Below are 19096 nucleotides of genomic sequence, written 5' to 3'. Positions count from 1 at the left end.
CATCGAGAAGGCAATACCACCCCATTTCTGACCCCGTTGCTCTGCCGCGCCTGTCTCGCTATCCTCTGCCGCTAGTCACTCAAGGAAAACCCATGCCCGGATCAGCAGCGCGCAAACGAAAGTCACGCCAGAGCCGCTACGAAGCCGCCCAAGCAGCCAAGGCCGCCGGCGACAAAAATGTATGGGTTCCGGTACAGATGAACACGGAAGTGGACGAAAATACCCGGGCTACATTTCGAAATATGGCCACACAGCACGGCCTTACGGTGGGAAAAATTCTTGATTTCATCGCGCAAACTCAACCTCTGGATGTTCTTGCGCAGCAGGCCAAAGCCGAGTGATGCCGCTTCTAAAGCGGTAGGAAGGCAACGATCTTTAACAATAAGGAATGGGTTTTACTTTTCTGGGGGTATCAATGGGGGTATGTTAAAATATAAAAAATCAATATATCCATTTAATTCAAAGACTTAATTTATTTTTTCTTTTCCCGCAAATGCGTCGCGAAGACTGATTTAGCGGCGGTATCGGGCTATAGGCTATTTTTAATCTGCGCTACAGCCCTATACTAGCAGTAGGTATCAATCAGTAATCAGTAGGTATCAATAAAAAACCGGCTTAAAGCCGGTTTTTTATTGGCTGCGCAAAGCGCGCGGTGCGCTGCTTATTTCTGCTCGCCTGCTACCGCATCTTTCAGCGCTTTGGCTGGGGTAAATTTCAGCACTTTCTTGGCTGGGATTTGCACCGCTTCACCGGTTCGTGGGTTGCGGCCCACACGCGCATCGCGCGATTTCAGCGCAATTTTGCCGACATTCGGCAGGGTTACTTCGCCGCCGCCGCTTACCGTGGCGGTAATCACTTCCGACAGGGTGTCGAGCAAAGCCGCAACGGTCTTTTTGTTGAGATCCGGGTGCTCGATGCTGGCCAGGTTATGGATGATGGCAATCAATTCGGTTTTTGTCATTGTACGACCCCCATGGAAGAATGCTTTCATTATGCCGCAGTGAGGCTGGCGCGGGGATAAATCTTGGCCCCAGCCTGCGCAAATGCGCATGCCAGTGTATTTTTACCAATCTTTCTGCCCGCCAGCCTGCGACAATACAGGTTTTGCGAGCGAATACTGCATGTCTGTTGCACGCCCTGCCCCAATTAGCCAGCTGAGCTGGGCGACTTTATTGTTCCCGCTGGCTCTGGTGCTCTTTGAGTTTGCCACCTACATTTCCAATGACATGATCTTGCCCGGCATGCCAGCCGTGGTGCGCGAGTTTGCCGCCGACCCCGCCTGGATACCGACGGCGATGACCTTGTGCCTGCTGGGTGGCGCTAGCCTGCAATGGCTGCTGGGGCCTTTATCTGATCGCCTTGGCCGGCGGCCAGTGATGTTGGCCGGCGCCGTGTTTTTCACCCTGAGCTGTATTGGCATTATCTGGGTGCATAGTTTCTGGCTGTTTCTCACTTTCCGCTTTTTGCAGGGGATTGGCCTGTGCTTTATCGGCGCTGTGGGCTATGCCACCATTCAGGAAAGCTTCACCGAAACCATGGCCGTGCGGGTGATGGCGCTGATGGCCAATGTGGCACTGATTGCACCTCTAGTTGGCCCGGTAGCCGGTGCTGCAGTGTTACAGCTGGGTGATTGGCGCTGGATTTTTGGCGTAGTGGCCGTGGTGTCGGCGATTTCTTGCCTGGGCCTGTGGTACAAAATGCCGGAAACCTCACCCAAGCTCGCCGAACCATTGCATCCACGCCAGCTCTGGCAAGATTATCGCCAAATCTACACCAATCGCCGCTTTGTACTGGGCGCGGTGGCGCTCAGCCTGAATGCGGTGCCCTTGCTGGGCTGGATTGCGCTGGCGCCGGTGATTTTGATGCAGGATGCCGGGCTTAGCACGCTGGAATACGGCTGGTGGCAATTTCCGGTGTTTGGTGGCCTGATCCTCGGCAATATCGCTTTGGCCAAATTGATTAGCCAATTGCCGATACAGCGGCTGATTACCATCGGCTCGATCCCTTTGCTGGCTGGGGCGCTGGCGGGCTTGTATCTGCTGGCCGAGCCCACCGCTTGGCGCTGGCTGGCCTGGTCGCTGGCCGTTGCGGCGTTTGGCATGGGCATGATTAATGCTGCACTGTATCGCCTGACTTTATTTAGTAGTGAGCAAGCCAAAGGCGTAGTGGCCGCGGCGCTCGGCATGCTGAATATGGCGGTGTTTGCTGGTGGCATCGAGCTGTTAAAATGGGGCCATGCTCAGTGGGGCAATCGTAGTTTTGTGGTGCTGTGCGTGCTGGCAATTAGCCTTGGCATTGCCGCACGACGAGCCTTTTTGCGCGGGGAACCACTGCATCCGCCCGTTGCGTCCGCCTAACCCTGCTGTTTTGCCATGGTCTATACCCCGCTGCAAGCCGCTACGCTTGATTTCGCCGCTGATGGTACTTTGTATTCCAGCCGCTATGCCGATGTTTACCATTCCGCGCATGGCGCCTTGGCGCAAGCGCAAGCCGTGTTTATGGCGGGCAACGGCTTACCTGCTCGCTGGCAGCAGCGCGAATGCTTCACCATTCTTGAAACTGGTTTTGGGCAGGGTTTAAGTTTTTTAGCCACCTGGCAGGCCTGGGCCAATGATCCGCACCGCTCGGCGCGCTTGCATTTCATCTCGGTAGAGCAACATCCGTTTAGTCGCGCCGATTTAAGCCAGCTGTATCAGCGCTACCCTGAGCTAAGTACCTTCACCAGCGAGCTGTTGGCTATCTGGCCAGCGCTCACCCCAGGCTTTCATCGGCTGGAGCTGGCGGGTGGACGGGTCATTCTCACCTTGCTGTTGGGTGAGGTGCAAAGCATGCTGCACGAGCTGCAGGCCAAGGTGGATGCGATCTACCTCGATGGCTTTGCCCCAAGCAAAAACCCCGAGATGTGGTGCCTGCCCGTGTTTAAGGCGCTGTGGCGACTGGCCCATACCGATACCACGCTCGCTACGTACACGGTGGCCGGCGCAGTTCGCCGTGGGCTTACCGAAGCGGGCTTTGCTGTTGAAAAAGTCGCGGGCTTTGCCAGTAAACGGCAAATGCTGGTGGGGCGCTGTGCGCGCATCCCCAAGCCGCCCCGCGTGTTTCGTCCTCATCCCGCGCGCCCACACCCAAAACGTGCGGTGATTATTGGCGCCGGCATGGCCGGCTGCGCGACGGCTGCGGCATTGGCGCAGCGTGGCTGGCAGGTTGAAATCTTTGAGGCCGAAGCGGATGTAGCCCAGCGCGCCTCGGGCAATCATGTGGGCCTGTGCCACGCTACCTTTAGCAAGGATGATAACGCCCTCGCCCGTCTGAGCCGGGCGGGCTTGGCGCTGAGCCGGCAGCGGATTGGGCAGCTGGGCTCAACTGTACTTGCGGGCTGCGGGCCCCATCTGCAATTGGCCAAAGACGCCGAACAAGACGCCCTGCTAACGAGCACCGCCGCTACCCTGCAATTTCCACCTGACGTGTTGCAATATCTGGATGCCGCCACCTGTTCCGTACAGTTAGGCTATCCGGTCAGCTATGGTGCGTGGTGGCTGGAAAAGTCGCTGTGGGTGAACCCTTATAGTTTGTGTCAGGGGTATATCGCTACGGCGATTGATCTAATTAGCATACAGGTCAATACCTTTGTTAGCCGTATCGAGCAACACGAGCACGCATGGCACATTTTCGGCGCGGACAATACGTTACTGGCCCGCACCGAAGTACTTATCCTCGCCAATGCGCACTCTGTTCAGCAATTGTGGCCGGCAGGCGAGTTACCGCTGAGTGAAAGCTGGCGTTCGGTGACGAAAATCCCCGCTGTTGCCGTATCTGAGCATGTGCCTAGCCTCTCCGCGGCCCGCTACCTTACCCCTGCGCTAGCAGGCTGGCGTTGCACCGGTGCAGCCGAGGTAGGCGCGGCCAGCCTTGCCGAGCTCACGGCCAGCAATCTGGCGGGCGCGGCCGATTTGCTCGGGCATGAAATTACCAGCCCCGAGGCCAGCACGCGCACCTGCGCGCGCCCCAATTCGCTTGATCGCCTGCCCTTGGTCGGGCAGCTGCACGTGGCGGGAGAAATCGATGAGCCTGTGCACCAACTGTTTCAAATGCCCCGTCAATCTGGGCTGTATTGCTGCGTGGGCTTTGGCTCGCGCGGCATTACTTGGCATGCACTGGCGGCGGAAGTTTTGGCTTGCCAGCTCAATGCTGAGCCACAGCCCATCGAAAAAAGCTTATTGAATGCAATTGATCCGGCGCGATTTAAGTTGCGGCAATTGCGCAAAGCCGGCTAAAGCTGTCAGCAGCAGACAGTGTGAGCCCGAAAACAGCATAACAGTTCATCTGTTCAACCTGCCTGTACACCTAAATACAGTACAGTTGTGCCTCTGTAGCGTACTCTGGTGGCGGCGTATTCTAGCTAAAACCTCGCAGGAGTACGATCATGGCTCAGACCACCCTTACCCGCTCACAATTACTCAGCCTGAATCAGCAACAATTTGCCTGGATCCACTGTGACCATGGCACCATCTGGCTCACCGACGATGGCCATGATGTCGTGCTTCAGGCCGGCGAAGCCTGGCAAGTACAAGGCTGGGAAGCAGTGCTGGTCGAGGCCTTGAGCGATAGCCAATTGCGCATTGGCGCAAGCCAACCCAGCACCTCGCGCTGGCAGCCACTGCTGCAGTGGGCCCAGCAATGGCTGCATGCAGGTAGCCAGCCCCGCCACGCTTAACCCTGCTAACAGTAAGGTTACTCTGCCGCTAGTCTGTAAGTTTCAACCTTTCAGGCAATAGCGCTTGCCAGCGCCGCTTGAGGAGCAATAGTGCAATTACAGGTTGGCGTTTGATGCACGGTGCATCCTCCTCGCTAGCCGAGGAGGCACTATGCTGCGCTCTATCCTACTGGCCGGCGCTTTATGCGTTGGCGCCGCTAGCGTTCAAGCTGGCGAGCTGGTCGAAGACCTATTGCACATCAACACCCTGATCGAACAGCGCTGCGGCGAGCGGCTGCAAGTGCTGTGGGTGGATGAAAAAGGCGATAATCCCCCCTGCCAGATGTCTTATTCCGCGGCCTGTGTCGAAGCCCAAGCCGCTGGCCCGTATAGCTGCTCGACGGTAATCCGCAGCGTGGCCAGCGAATAGCGGGGGCTGGTTCGGCTTGGGTCTTGGCTTGAGCGGCCCTAGCTTTGCCAACTCCGCTGCGCGTGCTGGACTTAGTGTGCTGCTAGCGGCACGCTTTCCGGTGCGCCCAGCTGTTTGCGGGCCAATTCGCCCAAGCGGGCGATGGCTTTTTCGTGCCGTGTGGTCCATTCCTCAACACAGCAGATGCGCAAACAGTTGCGGTAGCTATTGCTAGGTGAAAATAGCGAGCCAGGTGTGAAGCTAATCCCTTCGGCAAGTGCGTCTTGCAGCAGGGTAATGGTGTCTATGCGGCTATTAAGCTCAACCCAGAGGATATACCCCCCCTGTGGCACATTGAGTCGGGTATCTGCCGGGAAATAGCGTTGAATGGCATTCACCGCGTGATTCACTTGCTCGGCGCAGCTTTTGCGCAAGCGGCGCAAGTGATGATCATACCCACCGGTTTCCAGAAAACGCGCCATGGCCCGCTGTAACAGCGATGGCGTGGAATAGGTATTAATAAATTTCAGCTGCTCGATCTGCTTTTGCCATTTGCCGGCTACCACCCAGCCAATCCGAAAACCCGGGGCCACTATTTTGGTAAACGAGGACATCAACATGACATTGCCGGTTTTATCAAATGCTTTGGCCGGAATCGGCCGATCGCCCTGATAGCAAAACTCGCCGTAGATATCATCTTCAATTAGCGGGATATTGCGCTCTTCAAGTAGCTGCACCAATTTTTGCTTGTTTTCATCGGGCATTAGGCTGCCTAATGGGTTGGCAAAGTTAGGCAGCAACACACAAGCTTTGACTTCGCCATTGCGCGTGGCCAGTTCCAGCGCTTCAATCGAAATACCGGTTTTAGCGTGGGTCGGGATTTCCAAGGCTTTGAGCTTAAAACTCTCCAAAATCTGCAATAAGCCAAAATAGGCTGGTGATTCAATCGCCACCACATCACCCGGCTGGGTCACAGCGCGCAGGCACAAATTCAGTGCCTCAATCCCACCCTGAGTGATAATGATTTCGTCCGCTTCCACTTTGCCACCCCAGATCAGTGAGCGGCGAGAAATCTGCCGGCGTAATTCCAAATCGCCTTGTGGTTCGCCGTAGTCAGCCACCAGATCAGGGAATTGGCGGGTGATTTGCGAGAGCATGCGCTGGATTTGCGCATTCGGGAATAATTTGGGCGAGAGTATCGCCATGCCAAAATCGACGCGAATTTCTTTATTGGTGCGATTCACTGCGGATGGGGTAAGCAGAGGGTCGATAAAGACATGTGAGGGATTTTTAGGTGGCGTTGTGAGCTCGGGCGTGGCAAAACTAAGCCGCTGCCGCACATAAAAACCTGACTGTGGACGCGCCTCAATCAAGCCACGATCTTCCAGCTCCCGATAGGCTTCCATCACCGTGGATAAGCTCAGCTGGCGCTGACCAGACAGCTTGCGAATCGATGGCATTTTCTCCCCGACGCGCAGCACACCCGTACTAATCGCCTCGGCCATTTCATCGGCCAATTGCAGATACAGGGTTTTGCGAGGTGGGGTGATTTGTTCGCTCATCGGGCTCTCCTTGGGTAAGGAGTACTATAGCCGATATCGCAAATGCATAACAGATTGACCTAGGGTGCAGTACCTAGGAAAATGTACCGGTACAGTTTACTTTTGTGATGTAGTTTTAGTTGGACTGCTACTAATGATCGCTGGCTTGCTATGATCAAGCACCTGGAAGAACACTTCATCTTGGCGAATCATACCCAGCTCATTGCGGGCCCGCTCTTCGATAGCTTCCGAGCCGGTTTTTAAGTCGCTCACCTCGGCATCCAGTGCTTCATTGCGCTCTTTGAGTTTGGCATTTTCAGCTTGGCGTTGCACCAGCTGTTCATCCAGTTGCCATACGCGCATCCAGCTGCCTTTGCCAATCCAAAGCGGCCATTGCAAAGCAATAATCAGCACAGCCAAAACTAAAGCAAGAATACGCATTCAGGAAACCGAAACAGACCATTCATAGAAAAAACCGGAGTACATACTCCGGTTTTGATCTTACTATGGCTGCGCGGCCAAGGTCGAGCTGACATCAGCGCTGCAGCCATAACACAACGCGTCTTAGCCTTTCAGCTGGTAGAACGCGTTCACACCTGGGTAAACCGCTGCATCGCCCAGTTCCTCTTCGATACGCAGGATCTGGTTGTATTTAGCGATACGATCAGAACGGCTCAGAGAACCTGTTTTGATCTGCATGCAGTTGGTGGCCACAGCCAGATCGGCGATGGTTGAATCCTCGGTTTCGCCTGAGCGGTGGCTCATTACCGAGGTGTAACCATGGCGTTTAGCCAGATCAACCGCAGCCAGAGTTTCTGACAGTGAACCGATTTGGTTTACTTTGATCAGGATCGAATTACAAATGCCTTTTTTGATCCCTTCGGCCAGAATTTTGGTGTTGGTCACAAACAGATCGTCACCCACCAGCTGTACACGCTTGCCCAGACGGTCGGTCAGCAGTTTCCAACCATCCCAGTCGCGCTCGCCCATACCGTCTTCAATCGAGATGATTGGGTATTTGTTAACCAAGCTTTCCAGGTAATCAACCATTTCCAGCGACGTGAAAGTACGGCCGCCTGATTTCTTGAATACGTAGTTACCGGTTTCTTTGTCGAAGTATTCAGAAGCCGCGCAATCCAGTGCGATACGGAAATCGGTACCGGCTTTGTAGCCTGCTTTCTCAATCGCAGCCATCAAGAGATCCAGCGCATCTTCTGGGCCAGCTACGTCCGGCGCGAAACCACCTTCATCGCCCACTTGAGTTGGCAGGTGTTTGTCGTGCAGGATTTTTTTCAGGTTGTGGAAGACTTCTGCGCCATAACGCAGTGCTTCACGGAAGGTTGGCGCGCCAACTGGCACAATCATCAACTCTTGGAAATCCAGGCTGTTCGAAGCGTGCTCACCACCGTTGATTACGTTCATCATTGGTACTGGCAGAGACATTGGGCCTGAACCACCTACGTAGCGGTACAGTGGCAGACCGGCTTCTTCGGCGGCAGCTTTGGCAACAGCCATAGATACGGCCAGGATCGCGTTAGCGCCCATACGGCTCTTGTCTTCAGTGCCGTCCAGATCCAACATGGTTTGATCGATGAAGGCTTGATCTGCAGCGTCCAGGCCGATAATGGCTTCACAGATTTCGGTGTTGATGTTTTCAACCGCTTTCAGAACACCTTTACCCAGATAGCGTGATTTATCGCCATCACGCAGTTCCAGCGCTTCGCGCTCGCCGGTAGAGGCACCAGATGGAACCGCAGCGCGGCCCATAACACCTGATTCCAGCAATACATCGGCTTCTACAGTCGGGTTACCACGCGAGTCCAAAATCTCGCGGGCGATCACTTCAACAATCGCGCTCATGGGCGTTATACCTCAGTTGGTTTGAAGATAGGTACGAATATATACAATAAATATGACAGCTGCGGTGAATTAATCCCACCGCATATCGCAAAGAAATTACAAGGTATGCTCAATGAAAGAGTGTGCCTTAACCGCACGATCAATTTCCTTGAGCGTAATCAGCAATTCCTGCATCCGTGGCAATGGGAAGGCATTAGGGCCATCAGATAACGCTTCGCACGGATTAGGATGGGTTTCCATAAAGAGGCCCGCAATCCCCGAGGCTACCGCTGCGCGCGCCAAGACCGGCACCATTTCGCGCTGACCGCCGGAGCGATCGCCCTGCCCGCCTGGCTGCTGCACTGAGTGGGTGGCATCAAAGACCACCGGGCAACCGGTTTCGCGCATCACCATCAGGCCGCGCATATCGCTAATCAGCGTGTTGTAGCCAAATGAGGTGCCGCGATCGCAGACCATTAGATTATCCAGACCACCATTGGCTTCTTTGCCTTTGGCAATCACATGTTTCATGTCCCACGGGGCCATGAACTGACCTTTTTTGATATTCACCGGTTTGCCAGTGGCGCAGACCGCGTGGATAAAATCAGTTTGGCGGGCCAAAAAGGCTGGGGTTTGCAGCACATCAACCACTTGCGCCACGATGGGCGCTTCCGCCTCGGTATGCACATCGGTCAGCACCGGCACGCCGATTTGTTTTTTTACTTCGCTCAGAATACGCAGACCTTCATCAATCCCCAAGCCACGGAATGATTTGCCTGACGAGCGATTGGCTTTATCAAAGCTAGATTTGTAGATAAACGGGATATTCAGCGCGCTGGTCAACTCTTTCAGTTGGCCAGCGGTATCAATGGCAAGTTGCTCGCTTTCGATGACACATGGACCGGCAATCAGGAAAAATGGCTGATCCAATCCAACTTCAAAGCCACACAGCTTCATGAGATACCCCTTCTTTGTATTGCCTTGGGAAATAGACAGGGTATAGCTTTGCAGGCTATACCCTGTAGATCAGGATCAAAGATCCTGCAGTATTGCTTAGCAGCTCAGACCTTCACGGCCGTTTTCGCGCGCATAGGCGATCGCCGCCTCAATGTACGACTTGAACAGCGGATGGCCATCACGTGGCGTTGAGGTGAACTCGGGGTGGAACTGACAAGCAAAGAACCAACGATGTTCAGCCAGCTCAATAGTTTCCACCAACTGCTCGGCGCCCACGGATTTACCACTGATTTTCAGACCGGCTGCTTGCAGGCGATCCAGATAGTAGTTATTCACTTCGTAGCGATGACGATGACGCTCGGTAATCAGCTCATTGCCATAAATTTTGGCGGCGAGCGTACCAGTTTCCAAGCGACATTGCTGCGCACCCAAGCGCATGGTGCCACCCATATTTGAGTTTTCGTCGCGTTTTTCAACTTTACCGTCGTGGTTCACCCACTCGTCGATCAGCGCCACCACCGGATATTCGGTTTCCAGATCAAACTCGGTCGAGTTAGCGCCCGGCATATTGGCCAGATCACGCGCAAATTCGATCAGCGCGATCTGCATACCCAAACAAATCCCCATATATGGGATATTGTTTTCGCGCGCAAAGCGCACCGCCACAATCTTGCCTTCAACGCCGCGTTTACCAAAACCGCCTGGCACCAAGATCGCGTCCATGTCTTTCAGGCAGCCTGGGCCTTCGGTTTCCAGCGACTCGGAATCCACGAAATGGATTTTGACTTCCGAGCGCGTATGAATGCCTGCGTGTTTCAGCGCTTCGATCAGCGATTTGTACGATTCGGTCAGTTCGACGTATTTGCCAACCATGGCAATATTCACGGTCTGCTGAGGGTTTTGAATCGCATCGACGATGCCATCCCAAACCGATAGATTAGCTGGAGGCAAATCGAGGCCAAACTGGCGACAGATGATGTCATCAATGCCTTGCTCAGACAGCGCACGCGGAATTTTATAAATCGAATCCAGATCCGGACACGAAATCACGGCTTTTTCCGACACATTGGTGAACAGCGCAATTTTGCGGCGCTCTTCATCCGGCACCATGCGATCGGCGCGGCAGATCAGTACATCGGGCTGAATACCGATTTCGCGCAGCTCTTTCACGCTGTGCTGGGTGGGTTTGGTTTTGATCTCACCTGCAGCCGCGATATACGGCACGTAGGATAGATGCACAAAGCAGGTGTTTTCCTTGCCCAGCAAGACGCCCATCTGGCGAATGGCTTCCAGGAATGGCAACGATTCAATATCACCCACCGTGCCGCCCACCTCAATCACCGCCACCTGCGCACCGCTTGAGCCACGCTCAACAAACAGACGGATTTCATCGGTAATGTGCGGGATAACCTGTACGGTTTTGCCCAGATAATCGCCACGACGCTCTTTCTTGATCACCGAGTCATAAATCTGACCGGTCGTGAAGTTATTGCGTTTCGCCATTTTGGCGGTAATGAAGCGCTCATAGTGACCGAGATCGAGGTCAGTTTCCGCACCATCTTCGGTAACGAAGACTTCACCGTGCTGCATGGGGCTCATGGTGCCCGGATCGACGTTGATGTACGGATCCAGTTTCATCATGGTGACATTGAGGCCGCGCGATTCGAGAATCGAAGCCAGAGACGCGGCGGCGATGCCTTTGCCGAGCGAAGACACAACGCCACCGGTTACGAAGATATACTTGGTCATGTTAAGAGCGCACAAGTTTGAATCCCCTATTCTACCCGAACCACAAGGCGAAGCTCAATTCTGGACAAGGGGCCATTATTGTGCATTTCGCATTTAGCACTGACTTTAACCGCCTTTATTCGCTGCGGCGACCATAGGCGACGCCTGGTTCATCACCCGAAGCTTTCAGTAACACACGATCAAGCCACGCGCTGGGCAAGATGCGCTTCAAATACCAGAACCACTGCGTGGGTTTGGTGACGCGGTATCGGGCGCGAGGCCTTGCACTTGTTAGCGCCGCGAGCAATACCTCGGCCACGGCGCTCTCTGGTAGCGTAAATGGCGCGGGTGGCCCGCTTTTGAGTAGGCGCCGCGCCATGGCGGCATAAGCCGGGGCGTGAAAACTCGCCTCACTATTGATCCAGCGCTTAAATTCTTCAAACGCATTGGCGCGAAAGCGACTCACAATCGGGCCGGGCTCAATCAGGCTCACTTTTATCTGAGTGCCGATTAATTCCTGCCGCAAAGTATCGGCAAAACCCTCGAGCGCAAATTTGCTGGCGTTGTACGCCCCCCGATACGGCATCGCCGCAAAGCCAAGTACCGAGCTATTAAACACAATCCGGCCGTGGCCCTGGCGGCGAAAGAGTGGCAATACCGCATTGGTGAGTTCTATCGCGCCAAACACATTGGTTTCAAATTGATGCCGCATCGCGGCGCGGCTTAAATCTTCCACCGCGCCCGGCACACCAAAGCCAGCGTTGTTAAACACCGCATCCAAACGCCCGCCAGTGAGCGCCAAGGTGGCCGCCACACAAAAAGCAATCGACTCGCTGTCGGCGACATCCAGTTGTAAGGCAGTAAGCCCTAGCGATTGCAAATATAAGACATGGTCATTTTTTCTCGCTGTGGCAATCACTTGCCAGCCATGCTGTTGCATAAATTGCGCAGCATATAGCCCAATACCGCTCGAACAGCCAGAAATGAGCACCACCGGTTGATTACTATTCATGAAAGTGTATCCATTATGTCACTTAAGGCAATATTCCAATTTACATAGGGGATAGCCCTTAGCTACGCTTGCCCAGCCTCACAAGGGTCTTGCGCAAGAACAACAATATTCTGCCCACCAGCGGCAGAGGCATTCATTCAAACATCAAGGATATACGAAGTATGGCAAAAGTAGCTCTCGTTACAGGTGGTATGGGCGGCATCGGGACGGCAATCTGCCGCAAACTGGCCGACGACGGTTTTAAAGTGATCACCACCTATTCCAAACCAGGCAAACAAGAGGCTTGGCTCGCCGACAACAAAGCGGCTGGCTACGATTTTGCAGCGTTTGAATGCGATGTCACCAATTTTGACGCCTGCGTGGCGCTCAAAGCCACCGTCGATGCCCAGATTGGCCCGGTTGATGTGCTGGTCAATAACGCCGGCATTACCCGTGATGCCACCTTCAAAAAGCTCGGCAAAACCGATTGGGATGCGGTGATTGGCACCAACCTCGATTCGGTGTTTAACGTGTCGAAACAATTTGTGGATGGCATGGTTGAGCGCGGCTGGGGCCGAGTGGTGAATATTTCTTCGATCAATGGCCAGAAAGGCCAGTTTGGTCAGACCAATTACTCGGCAGCGAAAGCCGGCATGCATGGCTTCACCATGGCGCTGGCACAAGAAGTGGCGCGCAAAGGCGTAACCGTGAATACGATTTCCCCAGGCTATATCGCAACGGAAATGGTGATGGCGGTGCCCGAAGATGTACGCGAGAAAATTGTGGCGCAAATTCCGGTGGCACGCCTAGGTAAACCGGAAGAAATCGCGGGCTTGATCAGCTATTTGGCGAGCGATATTTCCGGTTTTATGACCGGAGCTAATCTGGCCATCAATGGTGGTCAGCATACCTGCTAAATGCCAATCGCATTAAACTTACAAAGGGCTACCAGATTGGCGGCCCTTTTTTCTAGCAAAAATTACACGAACCAACGCCTAGCTTTAGGTATAAATACATACGGTCGCGTAATATTGTTCAAGCATAATTATGCGCCCTAGCGATACACTGAAAATCACTTAGTAAACTTGCCTGCAAAAGAAGAATACCCAGGCAGGTATGCGTATATAAATCATAATTAGCGATACTTTTCATCATATACCCCTACGGAGCTGGCCATGACCCACGCTTTTAAACCTCAATCCAGCCGCATTTTGCTGGCTTCGCTGGCCTTGGCTGGCTTACTGACCGCCTGCGGTGAAAAGCCACAACAACGGGAAATCCCACCGGCCCCCGTTACCGTGATTAAGGTGACCAGCGGCTCTGCGCCACTGAGCTACGAAGTCTTGGGTGAAACCGCAGGCTATCGCGATGTGGAAGTGCGCTCACGCGTGAGCGGCATTTTGCAAAAACGCACCTATGTGGAAGGCCAGAATGTTGCCGCCGGGCAAGTGTTGTTTGAAATCGACCCCGAGCCCTACAAAGCAGCACTGGATCAGGCCAAAGGCAATCTGGCCATTGAAGTAGCCAAGCTGGAAAAAGCCCGCGCCGATCGCGACCGGATTATTCCGTTATTTAAAGAAAACGCAGTTAGCCGTAAAGATTACGATGATGCAATGGCCAGCTACGCCGCGGCAGTGGCTAGTAATTCAGCTGCCGAAGCCAAAGTGCGCGAAGCCGAGCTAAATCTGGGATACACCAAAGTGGTGGCGCCGATTTCAGGCATGACCAGTACGGTAGCGCAATCAGAGGGGAGCTTGATCTCGCCATCGGGCGAATCAGGCCGGCTGACCACCATTTCGCAGCTTGATCCGCTGTATGTCACCTTCTCGTATTCAGAAGAAGACCGCCAGCGCCTGGAGCAGATGGCCAAAAGCAAGCAGGTGAATCTGAACGATCAGCGCAATATCAAAACCACGCTTCGGCTTGCCGATGGTAGCGCGTATGAGCACAGTGGTAAGCTCGATTTCTCGGATAACCGGGTGGATTCCAAAACCGGCACCATTCGCGCCCGGGCGATCTTTAGCAACCCGCAAGGCAAATTGCTGCCAGGCCAGTTTGTGCGCTTGCACCTTGATTTTGGTACCTACCAGAACGCGATCTTGATTCCGGAACGCGCGATTGTGCAGTCGCAAGCCGACAAACTGGTGATGACGGTAGATAAAGACAACAAAGTCAATCCGCGCCCAGTGAAAGTGCAGCCGAGTACCACCGCCGGCATGGTGCGGGTGGAGTCTGGCCTGAATGTGGGTGACACCGTGATTGTGGAAGGCCTGATCAAGGCCAAACCGGGCGCAGTGGTGAAACCCGTCGCCGCCAGCAGCGCCTCAGCCGTCGCCAAATCCTAAGCGAGGATCGCCATGTTTTCGAAATTCTTTATCGAACGACCGATCTTCGCCTCGGTCATCTCGATCATTATTGTGCTCGCCGGCTTGGCCGCGATGCGCTCTTTGCCGGTGGAGCAATACCCCGGCATTACCCCGCCCGTGGTTTCGGTTACCGCGTTTTACCCTGGCGCCACCCCAGAAGTGATTGCCCAGACGGTCGCTGCCCCGTTGGAGCAGCAGATCAATGGCGTGGAAAAAATGATTTATGTGCAGTCCGGCTCAGCCTCGAATGGGCAGATGTCGCTGAACGTGTACTTTGAAATCGGCACCGACCCTGATCAGGCCACGATTAACGTCAATAACCGCGTTTCTGCGGCGATGGCGCAGTTGCCCGAAGAAGTAAAACGCCAGGGCGTGACGGTGAAAAAGAAATCCACCTCGATTCTGAACGTGATTACTCTCAGCTCGCCGGACAACACCTACGACACCACTTACCTATCCAACTATGCGCTGTTGAATATCGTGGATGAGCTAAAGCGGATTCCAGGGGTGGGTGACCTGTCGATGTTTGGTGGCACCGACTACGCCATGCGGGTGTGGTTGCGGCCAGACCGGATTGCGCAACTGGGTATCACGACTTCCGACATCATTTCGGCCATTCGTGAACAGAATGCCCAATTTGCCGCCGGTAAAATCGGTGCGCAGCCTACCAGTAAACAGGTCGATTTCACCTTTACGGTCAATACGCAAGGCCGGCTGAAAACTGCTGAAGACTTTGGCAATATCATCATCAAAGCCAGCGCAGATGGCGCCAAAACCCGCCTGAAAGACGTTGCACGGATCGAGATGGGGGGTAAGGATTACGACCTCTTAGCCAATCTGAACGGCAAAAAAGCTGTGGCCATGGGGATTTATCTGCAGCCTGGTGCTAATGCCGTAGCGGTGGCCGAAGCGATTCGCACCAAGATGGATCAGCTCAAAACCCGTTTCCCGCAGGGTATTCAGTACGATATTCCCTATGACACCACCGTCTTCGTGAAAGTATCGATCGAAAAAGTGGTGCACACGCTGTTTGAAGCGATTGTGCTGGTGTTTATTGTGGTTTATCTGTTCCTGCAGAATTTCCGCGCCACCCTGATTCCGTGTATTGCCGTGCCAATTTCGTTGATTGGTACCTTTGCCGGCATGCTGGTCTTGGGCTTCTCGATCAACTTGCTCACCCTGTTGGGGATGGTACTGGCGATTGGTATCGTGGTGGATGACGCCATCGTGGTACTTGAAAACGTCGAGCGGATCATGGCCGAGAAGAAATGCTCGGCCAAGGAAGCCGCGATTCTGGCGATGGAAGAAGTCGCCGGCCCCGTAGTCGCGATTGTCTTGGTCTTATGCGCGGTATTCCTGCCGGTGGCCTTTATGGGCGGCATGACCGGGGTGATGTATAAGCAATTTGCGATCACTATTGCCGTATCGGTGGCGATTTCTGGCTTGGTGGCCCTTACCCTCACGCCAGCTCTGTGCGCGATTTTGCTCAAGAGTGGCCACCATCAACCGGCCAAATTCTTCGTCTGGTTCAACCATAGCTTCGATCGTCTGACCAATGGCTATGTGAATGGTGTGGCTTTCCTCAATCGCCGCGTGGGCATAGCCTTTGTGATTTTCGCGCTGATGATTGGTGGGCTGGTTTACCTGCTGAAAGCCGTGCCGGGTGGACTGGTGCCTGATGAAGATCAGGGCTATCTGCTCTCGGCGGTGATGCTGCCTGATGCCGCTTCACTCAAGCGCACTGAAGCTGTGTCCGCGCAATACGACGCGATGCTGCTGCAAAACAAAAACATTGAAAACGTCGTTTCGTTTGTGGGCTACGACATCCTATCGGGGGCGGTTTTAAGTAATAGCGGCATTACCTTTATTACCCTAAAAGACTGGAAAGAACGCCCAGACCGGATGGATAGCTCGTTTGCGCTAACCAAAATCCTGCAAGGTCAGGCGTATATGAAGCTGCAAGATGGTTTTGCCGCCACCTTTAACCCACCAGCCATTACCGGGATGTCAACCACCGGTGGTTTGGAAGGTTATCTGCAAAATCGCGGATCGGGCGACACCAAGCAATTCGCGGCGGAAGTACAGCGTTTCGTGGAGGAAGCCAAAAAACGCCCTGAGTTTGCCAATGTCTCCACCACCTTCCGTGCCAACGTACCGCAGATCTATGTCGATCTGGATCGCGAAAAAGCCAAAGCGTTGGGTGTGAGCATTAACTCGGTGTTTGACACCATGCAGGCGACTTTTGGTCAGGTCTATGTGAATGATTTCAATCAGTTTGGTCGTACTTATCGCGTGCAGCTGCAATCGGAAGCCGATTACCGGGCGCGGCCAGAAGACATTGCCAATGTCTATGTGCGCTCGGCCAATGGCACGATGATTCCACTGACTAGTCTGGTGAAAGTAAAAAGCTCGGTCGGCCCAGAGCTGGCGGAACGTTTCAATATCTTCCAGGCGGCCAAGCTGATGATCCAGCCGGCGCCGGGCGTGAGCTCGGGACAGGCCATCAAAGCCATGGAAGAAGTGGCCAATGAAGTGCTGAGCAATGACTTCAAACTGGAATGGACCGGCTCGGCCTTCCAGGAAAAAGAAGCCGGCTCAACCGCGCTGATGGCTTTTGTGTTCGGGATTGTAATGGTGTTCCTGATTCTGGCGGCGCAGTACGAGCGCTGGAGCTTGCCGTTCGCGGTGATTACTGCCGTGCCATTTGCGCTGTTTGGCGCATTGCTGGCGGTGTGGCTGGCTGGAATGACCAATAACGTCTACTTCCAGATTGGTTTGGTCACGCTGGTGGCGCTGGCGGCGAAAAATGCGATTCTGATCGTGGAGTTTGCCGTGCTGAAGTACGAAGAAGGCATGAGCCTGCTCGATTCCGCACTTGAAGCCGCCCGCCTGCGCTTCCGCCCGATCGTGATGACCTCGCTGGCCTTTATCTTGGGTTGTGTACCGTTGGTGATTTCCAGCGGTGCTGGCCGCGCCAGCCGCGCCTCATTGGGTATGCCGGTGATTGGCGGGATGTTGGCTGCCACCTTTATTGCGATTTTCTTTATTCCGCTGTTCTTCCGTTTGATTATGAAGCGCGATGAAATGAAGAAAAAACAGGCTGCCAGCACTGCGGCAGCTGAAGGAGAACATCATGCGTAAAACGATACTAGCCCTGGGTATCGCCTCGCTACTCTCGGCGTGTGTGAACATGCCGGACTATACCCTGCCTAATACAGATATCCCCGCTACCACTGCTAGTGCTGCGGTGGATGCCCAATGGTGGCATACCTTTGCCGATCCAACCCTTGATCAGCTGATTGCGGCCGCTGTGGCTAATAACCAAAATCTGGCTATGGCGACTGCAAAACTAGCCGAAGCGCGGGCCGTGCTGGGCATTGCCTCGGCAGAACAGCTGCCGCGGGTGGATCTGGGCGGCGGCGCTGCCCGCCAGCGCACCTCCCAAGAAGGCACCGGTAAACCCAGCCAAACCTACGACTATTACAAGCTCGCTGGCAGCGTGAGCTGGGAGCTGGATTTGTGGGGCCGGGTGCGCAATACCGCGGCTGCGGCGCAGCAAAGCCTGCTTGCCAATCAATACAACCGCGATGCCGTGCAGCTCGCGCTGCAAGCTGATGTGGCGCAAACCTATTTCAACCTGCGCACGCTGGATCGGCAATTGGCCATCACCGATGCCACCATCCAGTCGCGGCAGGAAGCGCTGGATTTACGCCAGAAACGCTTTAAAGGCGGCATGACCTCGGAATTGGATGTGCGCCAAGCCGAAGTGGAGCTGGCGGCAGCGCAAGCTTCGCGCCCTGCGCTGGTGAAGGCCATCGCCAAAGCCGAAGGCGCCTTGGCGGTGCTGACTGGCGCATCGCCGCGCCAGCTGATCGAGCAAAATATCGAGCGCGGCACGGCCATGGGGCAGTTTAGTGCGCCAGCGCCACTGCCAGCGGCGCTGGATAGCGATCTACTGCTGCGCCGGCCTGATATTGCTCAAGCCGAGAGTGTCTTGCTAGGCAGCCGAGCCAGCATTCAAGCGGCTCGCGCGGCCTACTATCCGCGCATTTCGCTCACTGGCCTCTTAGGTTTAGAGAGCATGGAGCTAAGCAATCTCTTTCAGGGCAGCGCCAAAGCTTGGTCTTTTGCCGGCAATCTGGCCATGCCGCTGTTTGATAATGGCCTGACTGCCGCGCAAGTGGATCAAGCCAAAGCACGCGAACAGCAAGCCGCCGCCGCATACCAGCTGGCGGTGCAAAATGCCTTCAGTGAAACGCGGGCGGCGATTGTGGCCGACCAAGTGGCGCTCGATAAGCTTAAAGCCGAGCAGCAACAAGTGACCGCGCTGGAGCGGCAATTGAAACTGGCTACCCTGCGCTACGACAATGGTTTTTCCAGCTATCTGGAAGTGCTGGATGCGCAGCGTAGCCTGTTTACCAGTCAGCTTAACTACACGCAGGCCCAAAGTGATCTGCTAATTAGCCGGGTGCAGCTGTATAAGGCGCTGGGTGGTGGCTGGCAAAAGCCAAGCAAATCATAAGTCGCTGAAAAAATAAAACCCGCCAATCGGCGGGTTTTTTATTGCGCTGA

At 54.5% G+C, this 19096-nt stretch carries 16 protein-coding genes; 9 read left to right on the top strand and 7 right to left on the bottom strand.

What is annotated here, in order from left to right; genetic code table 11:
* Positions 1 to 92: 92 nt before the first annotated feature.
* Positions 93 to 341: a hypothetical protein gene (locus tag QV747_RS02705; RefSeq protein WP_273428916.1), complete on the top strand. Its 249-nt coding sequence runs from the start codon at positions 93 to 95 to the stop codon at positions 339 to 341.
* A 320-nt stretch (positions 342 to 661) separates the two neighbouring features.
* On the opposite strand, the gene QV747_RS02700 is transcribed toward QV747_RS02705, so the two are convergent.
* On the bottom strand, positions 662 to 961 hold the full coding sequence (locus tag QV747_RS02700; RefSeq protein ID WP_273428914.1) for an HU family DNA-binding protein: 300 nt from the start codon (positions 959 to 961) through the stop codon (positions 662 to 664).
* Between the two features lie 160 nt (positions 962 to 1121).
* Here QV747_RS02700 and QV747_RS02695 point away from each other — a divergent pair, with 160 nt between their 5' ends.
* The 4 genes from QV747_RS02695 (at position 1122) to QV747_RS02680 (ending at position 5123) form a co-directional block, all read left to right on the top strand.
* Positions 1122 to 2357, top strand: coding sequence for an MFS transporter (locus QV747_RS02695; RefSeq protein ID WP_028449332.1), 1236 nt, complete (start codon positions 1122 to 1124; stop codon positions 2355 to 2357).
* A 15-nt stretch (positions 2358 to 2372) separates the two neighbouring features.
* Positions 2373 to 4274, top strand: coding sequence for a bifunctional tRNA (5-methylaminomethyl-2-thiouridine)(34)-methyltransferase MnmD/FAD-dependent 5-carboxymethylaminomethyl-2-thiouridine(34) oxidoreductase MnmC (mnmC, locus tag QV747_RS02690; RefSeq protein ID WP_273428912.1), 1902 nt, complete (start codon positions 2373 to 2375; stop codon positions 4272 to 4274).
* Between the two features lie 149 nt (positions 4275 to 4423).
* A complete protein-coding gene (locus tag QV747_RS02685; RefSeq protein WP_273428910.1) occupies positions 4424 to 4714 on the top strand; it encodes a DUF2917 domain-containing protein in 291 nt (96 codons plus the stop codon).
* A gap of 151 nt (positions 4715 to 4865) precedes the next feature.
* Positions 4866 to 5123, top strand: coding sequence for a hypothetical protein (locus tag QV747_RS02680; protein ID WP_273428907.1), 258 nt, complete (start codon positions 4866 to 4868; stop codon positions 5121 to 5123).
* 71 nt (positions 5124 to 5194) lie between these two features.
* Here the strand turns inward: QV747_RS02680 and QV747_RS02675 are convergent, their stop codons facing one another.
* The 6 genes from QV747_RS02675 to QV747_RS02650 form a co-directional block, all read right to left on the bottom strand.
* Positions 5195 to 6664: a PLP-dependent aminotransferase family protein gene (locus QV747_RS02675; protein WP_051258791.1), complete on the bottom strand. Its 1470-nt coding sequence runs from the start codon at positions 6662 to 6664 to the stop codon at positions 5195 to 5197.
* Positions 6665 to 6760: 96 nt separating this feature from the next.
* On the bottom strand, positions 6761 to 7084 hold the full coding sequence (gene ftsB, locus QV747_RS02670) for a cell division protein FtsB (protein WP_028449328.1): 324 nt from the start codon (positions 7082 to 7084) through the stop codon (positions 6761 to 6763).
* Between the two features lie 123 nt (positions 7085 to 7207).
* Positions 7208 to 8503 (bottom strand): phosphopyruvate hydratase, encoded by a 1296-nt coding sequence (gene eno, locus QV747_RS02665; RefSeq protein WP_028449327.1) that lies wholly within the window; start codon positions 8501 to 8503, stop codon positions 7208 to 7210.
* A gap of 96 nt (positions 8504 to 8599) precedes the next feature.
* On the bottom strand, positions 8600 to 9439 hold the full coding sequence (gene kdsA / locus QV747_RS02660) for a 3-deoxy-8-phosphooctulonate synthase (protein WP_028449326.1): 840 nt from the start codon (positions 9437 to 9439) through the stop codon (positions 8600 to 8602).
* A 96-nt stretch (positions 9440 to 9535) separates the two neighbouring features.
* Complete coding sequence (locus tag QV747_RS02655) at positions 9536 to 11188, bottom strand: CTP synthase (protein ID WP_273428903.1); 1653 nt, start codon at positions 11186 to 11188, stop codon at positions 9536 to 9538.
* Between the two features lie 115 nt (positions 11189 to 11303).
* Positions 11304 to 12179 (bottom strand): SDR family NAD(P)-dependent oxidoreductase, encoded by an 876-nt coding sequence (locus QV747_RS02650; protein ID WP_273428902.1) that lies wholly within the window; start codon positions 12177 to 12179, stop codon positions 11304 to 11306.
* 161 nt (positions 12180 to 12340) lie between these two features.
* Between QV747_RS02650 and QV747_RS02645 the strand changes: the two genes are divergently transcribed.
* The 4 genes from QV747_RS02645 to QV747_RS02630 all read left to right on the top strand — a co-directional run bounded on the left by QV747_RS02645 (position 12341) and on the right by QV747_RS02630 (position 19046).
* Positions 12341 to 13075: a beta-ketoacyl-ACP reductase gene (locus QV747_RS02645; RefSeq protein ID WP_273428901.1), complete on the top strand. Its 735-nt coding sequence runs from the start codon at positions 12341 to 12343 to the stop codon at positions 13073 to 13075.
* Positions 13076 to 13333: 258 nt separating this feature from the next.
* Positions 13334 to 14503, top strand: coding sequence for an efflux RND transporter periplasmic adaptor subunit (locus tag QV747_RS02640; protein ID WP_273428899.1), 1170 nt, complete (start codon positions 13334 to 13336; stop codon positions 14501 to 14503).
* Positions 14504 to 14515: 12 nt separating this feature from the next.
* On the top strand, positions 14516 to 17665 hold the full coding sequence (locus tag QV747_RS02635) for an efflux RND transporter permease subunit (RefSeq protein ID WP_273428898.1): 3150 nt from the start codon (positions 14516 to 14518) through the stop codon (positions 17663 to 17665).
* Positions 17658 to 19046 (top strand): efflux transporter outer membrane subunit, encoded by a 1389-nt coding sequence (locus QV747_RS02630; protein ID WP_273428897.1) that lies wholly within the window; start codon positions 17658 to 17660, stop codon positions 19044 to 19046. Before QV747_RS02635 ends, QV747_RS02630 begins: the two co-directional genes overlap by 8 nt.
* Positions 19047 to 19096: the final 50 nt, after the last annotated feature.

The sequence above is a fragment of the uncultured Chitinibacter sp. genome, assembly GCF_945957625.1.
Taxonomy (GTDB): domain Bacteria; phylum Pseudomonadota; class Gammaproteobacteria; order Burkholderiales; family Chitinibacteraceae; genus Chitinibacter; species Chitinibacter tainanensis.
This window is presented reverse-complemented; position numbering and strand designations above follow the sequence as displayed.

Excerpts from the sequence above, each read along its gene's own strand:
- ftsB (WP_028449328.1), bottom strand. The coding sequence starts at position 7,084 with ATGCGTATTCTTGCTTTAGTTTTGGCTGTGCTGATTATTGCTTTGCAA.
- QV747_RS02695 (WP_028449332.1), top strand. The coding sequence starts at position 1,122 with ATGTCTGTTGCACGCCCTGCCCCAATTAGCCAGCTGAGCTGGGCGACT.
- QV747_RS02700 (WP_273428914.1), bottom strand. The coding sequence starts at position 961 with ATGACAAAAACCGAATTGATTGCCATCATCCATAACCTGGCCAGCATC.
- QV747_RS02675 (WP_051258791.1), bottom strand. The coding sequence starts at position 6,664 with ATGAGCGAACAAATCACCCCACCTCGCAAAACCCTGTATCTGCAATTG.
- QV747_RS02655 (WP_273428903.1), bottom strand. The coding sequence starts at position 11,188 with ATGACCAAGTATATCTTCGTAACCGGTGGCGTTGTGTCTTCGCTCGGC.
- QV747_RS02685 (WP_273428910.1), top strand. The coding sequence starts at position 4,424 with ATGGCTCAGACCACCCTTACCCGCTCACAATTACTCAGCCTGAATCAG.
- QV747_RS02650 (WP_273428902.1), bottom strand. The coding sequence starts at position 12,179 with ATGAATAGTAATCAACCGGTGGTGCTCATTTCTGGCTGTTCGAGCGGT.
- QV747_RS02705 (WP_273428916.1), top strand. The coding sequence starts at position 93 with ATGCCCGGATCAGCAGCGCGCAAACGAAAGTCACGCCAGAGCCGCTAC.
- QV747_RS02680 (WP_273428907.1), top strand. The coding sequence starts at position 4,866 with ATGCTGCGCTCTATCCTACTGGCCGGCGCTTTATGCGTTGGCGCCGCT.
- kdsA (WP_028449326.1), bottom strand. The coding sequence starts at position 9,439 with ATGAAGCTGTGTGGCTTTGAAGTTGGATTGGATCAGCCATTTTTCCTG.
- QV747_RS02640 (WP_273428899.1), top strand. The coding sequence starts at position 13,334 with ATGACCCACGCTTTTAAACCTCAATCCAGCCGCATTTTGCTGGCTTCG.
- eno (WP_028449327.1), bottom strand. The coding sequence starts at position 8,503 with ATGAGCGCGATTGTTGAAGTGATCGCCCGCGAGATTTTGGACTCGCGT.
- QV747_RS02630 (WP_273428897.1), top strand. The coding sequence starts at position 17,658 with ATGCGTAAAACGATACTAGCCCTGGGTATCGCCTCGCTACTCTCGGCG.
- QV747_RS02635 (WP_273428898.1), top strand. The coding sequence starts at position 14,516 with ATGTTTTCGAAATTCTTTATCGAACGACCGATCTTCGCCTCGGTCATC.
- QV747_RS02645 (WP_273428901.1), top strand. The coding sequence starts at position 12,341 with ATGGCAAAAGTAGCTCTCGTTACAGGTGGTATGGGCGGCATCGGGACG.
- mnmC (WP_273428912.1), top strand. The coding sequence starts at position 2,373 with ATGGTCTATACCCCGCTGCAAGCCGCTACGCTTGATTTCGCCGCTGAT.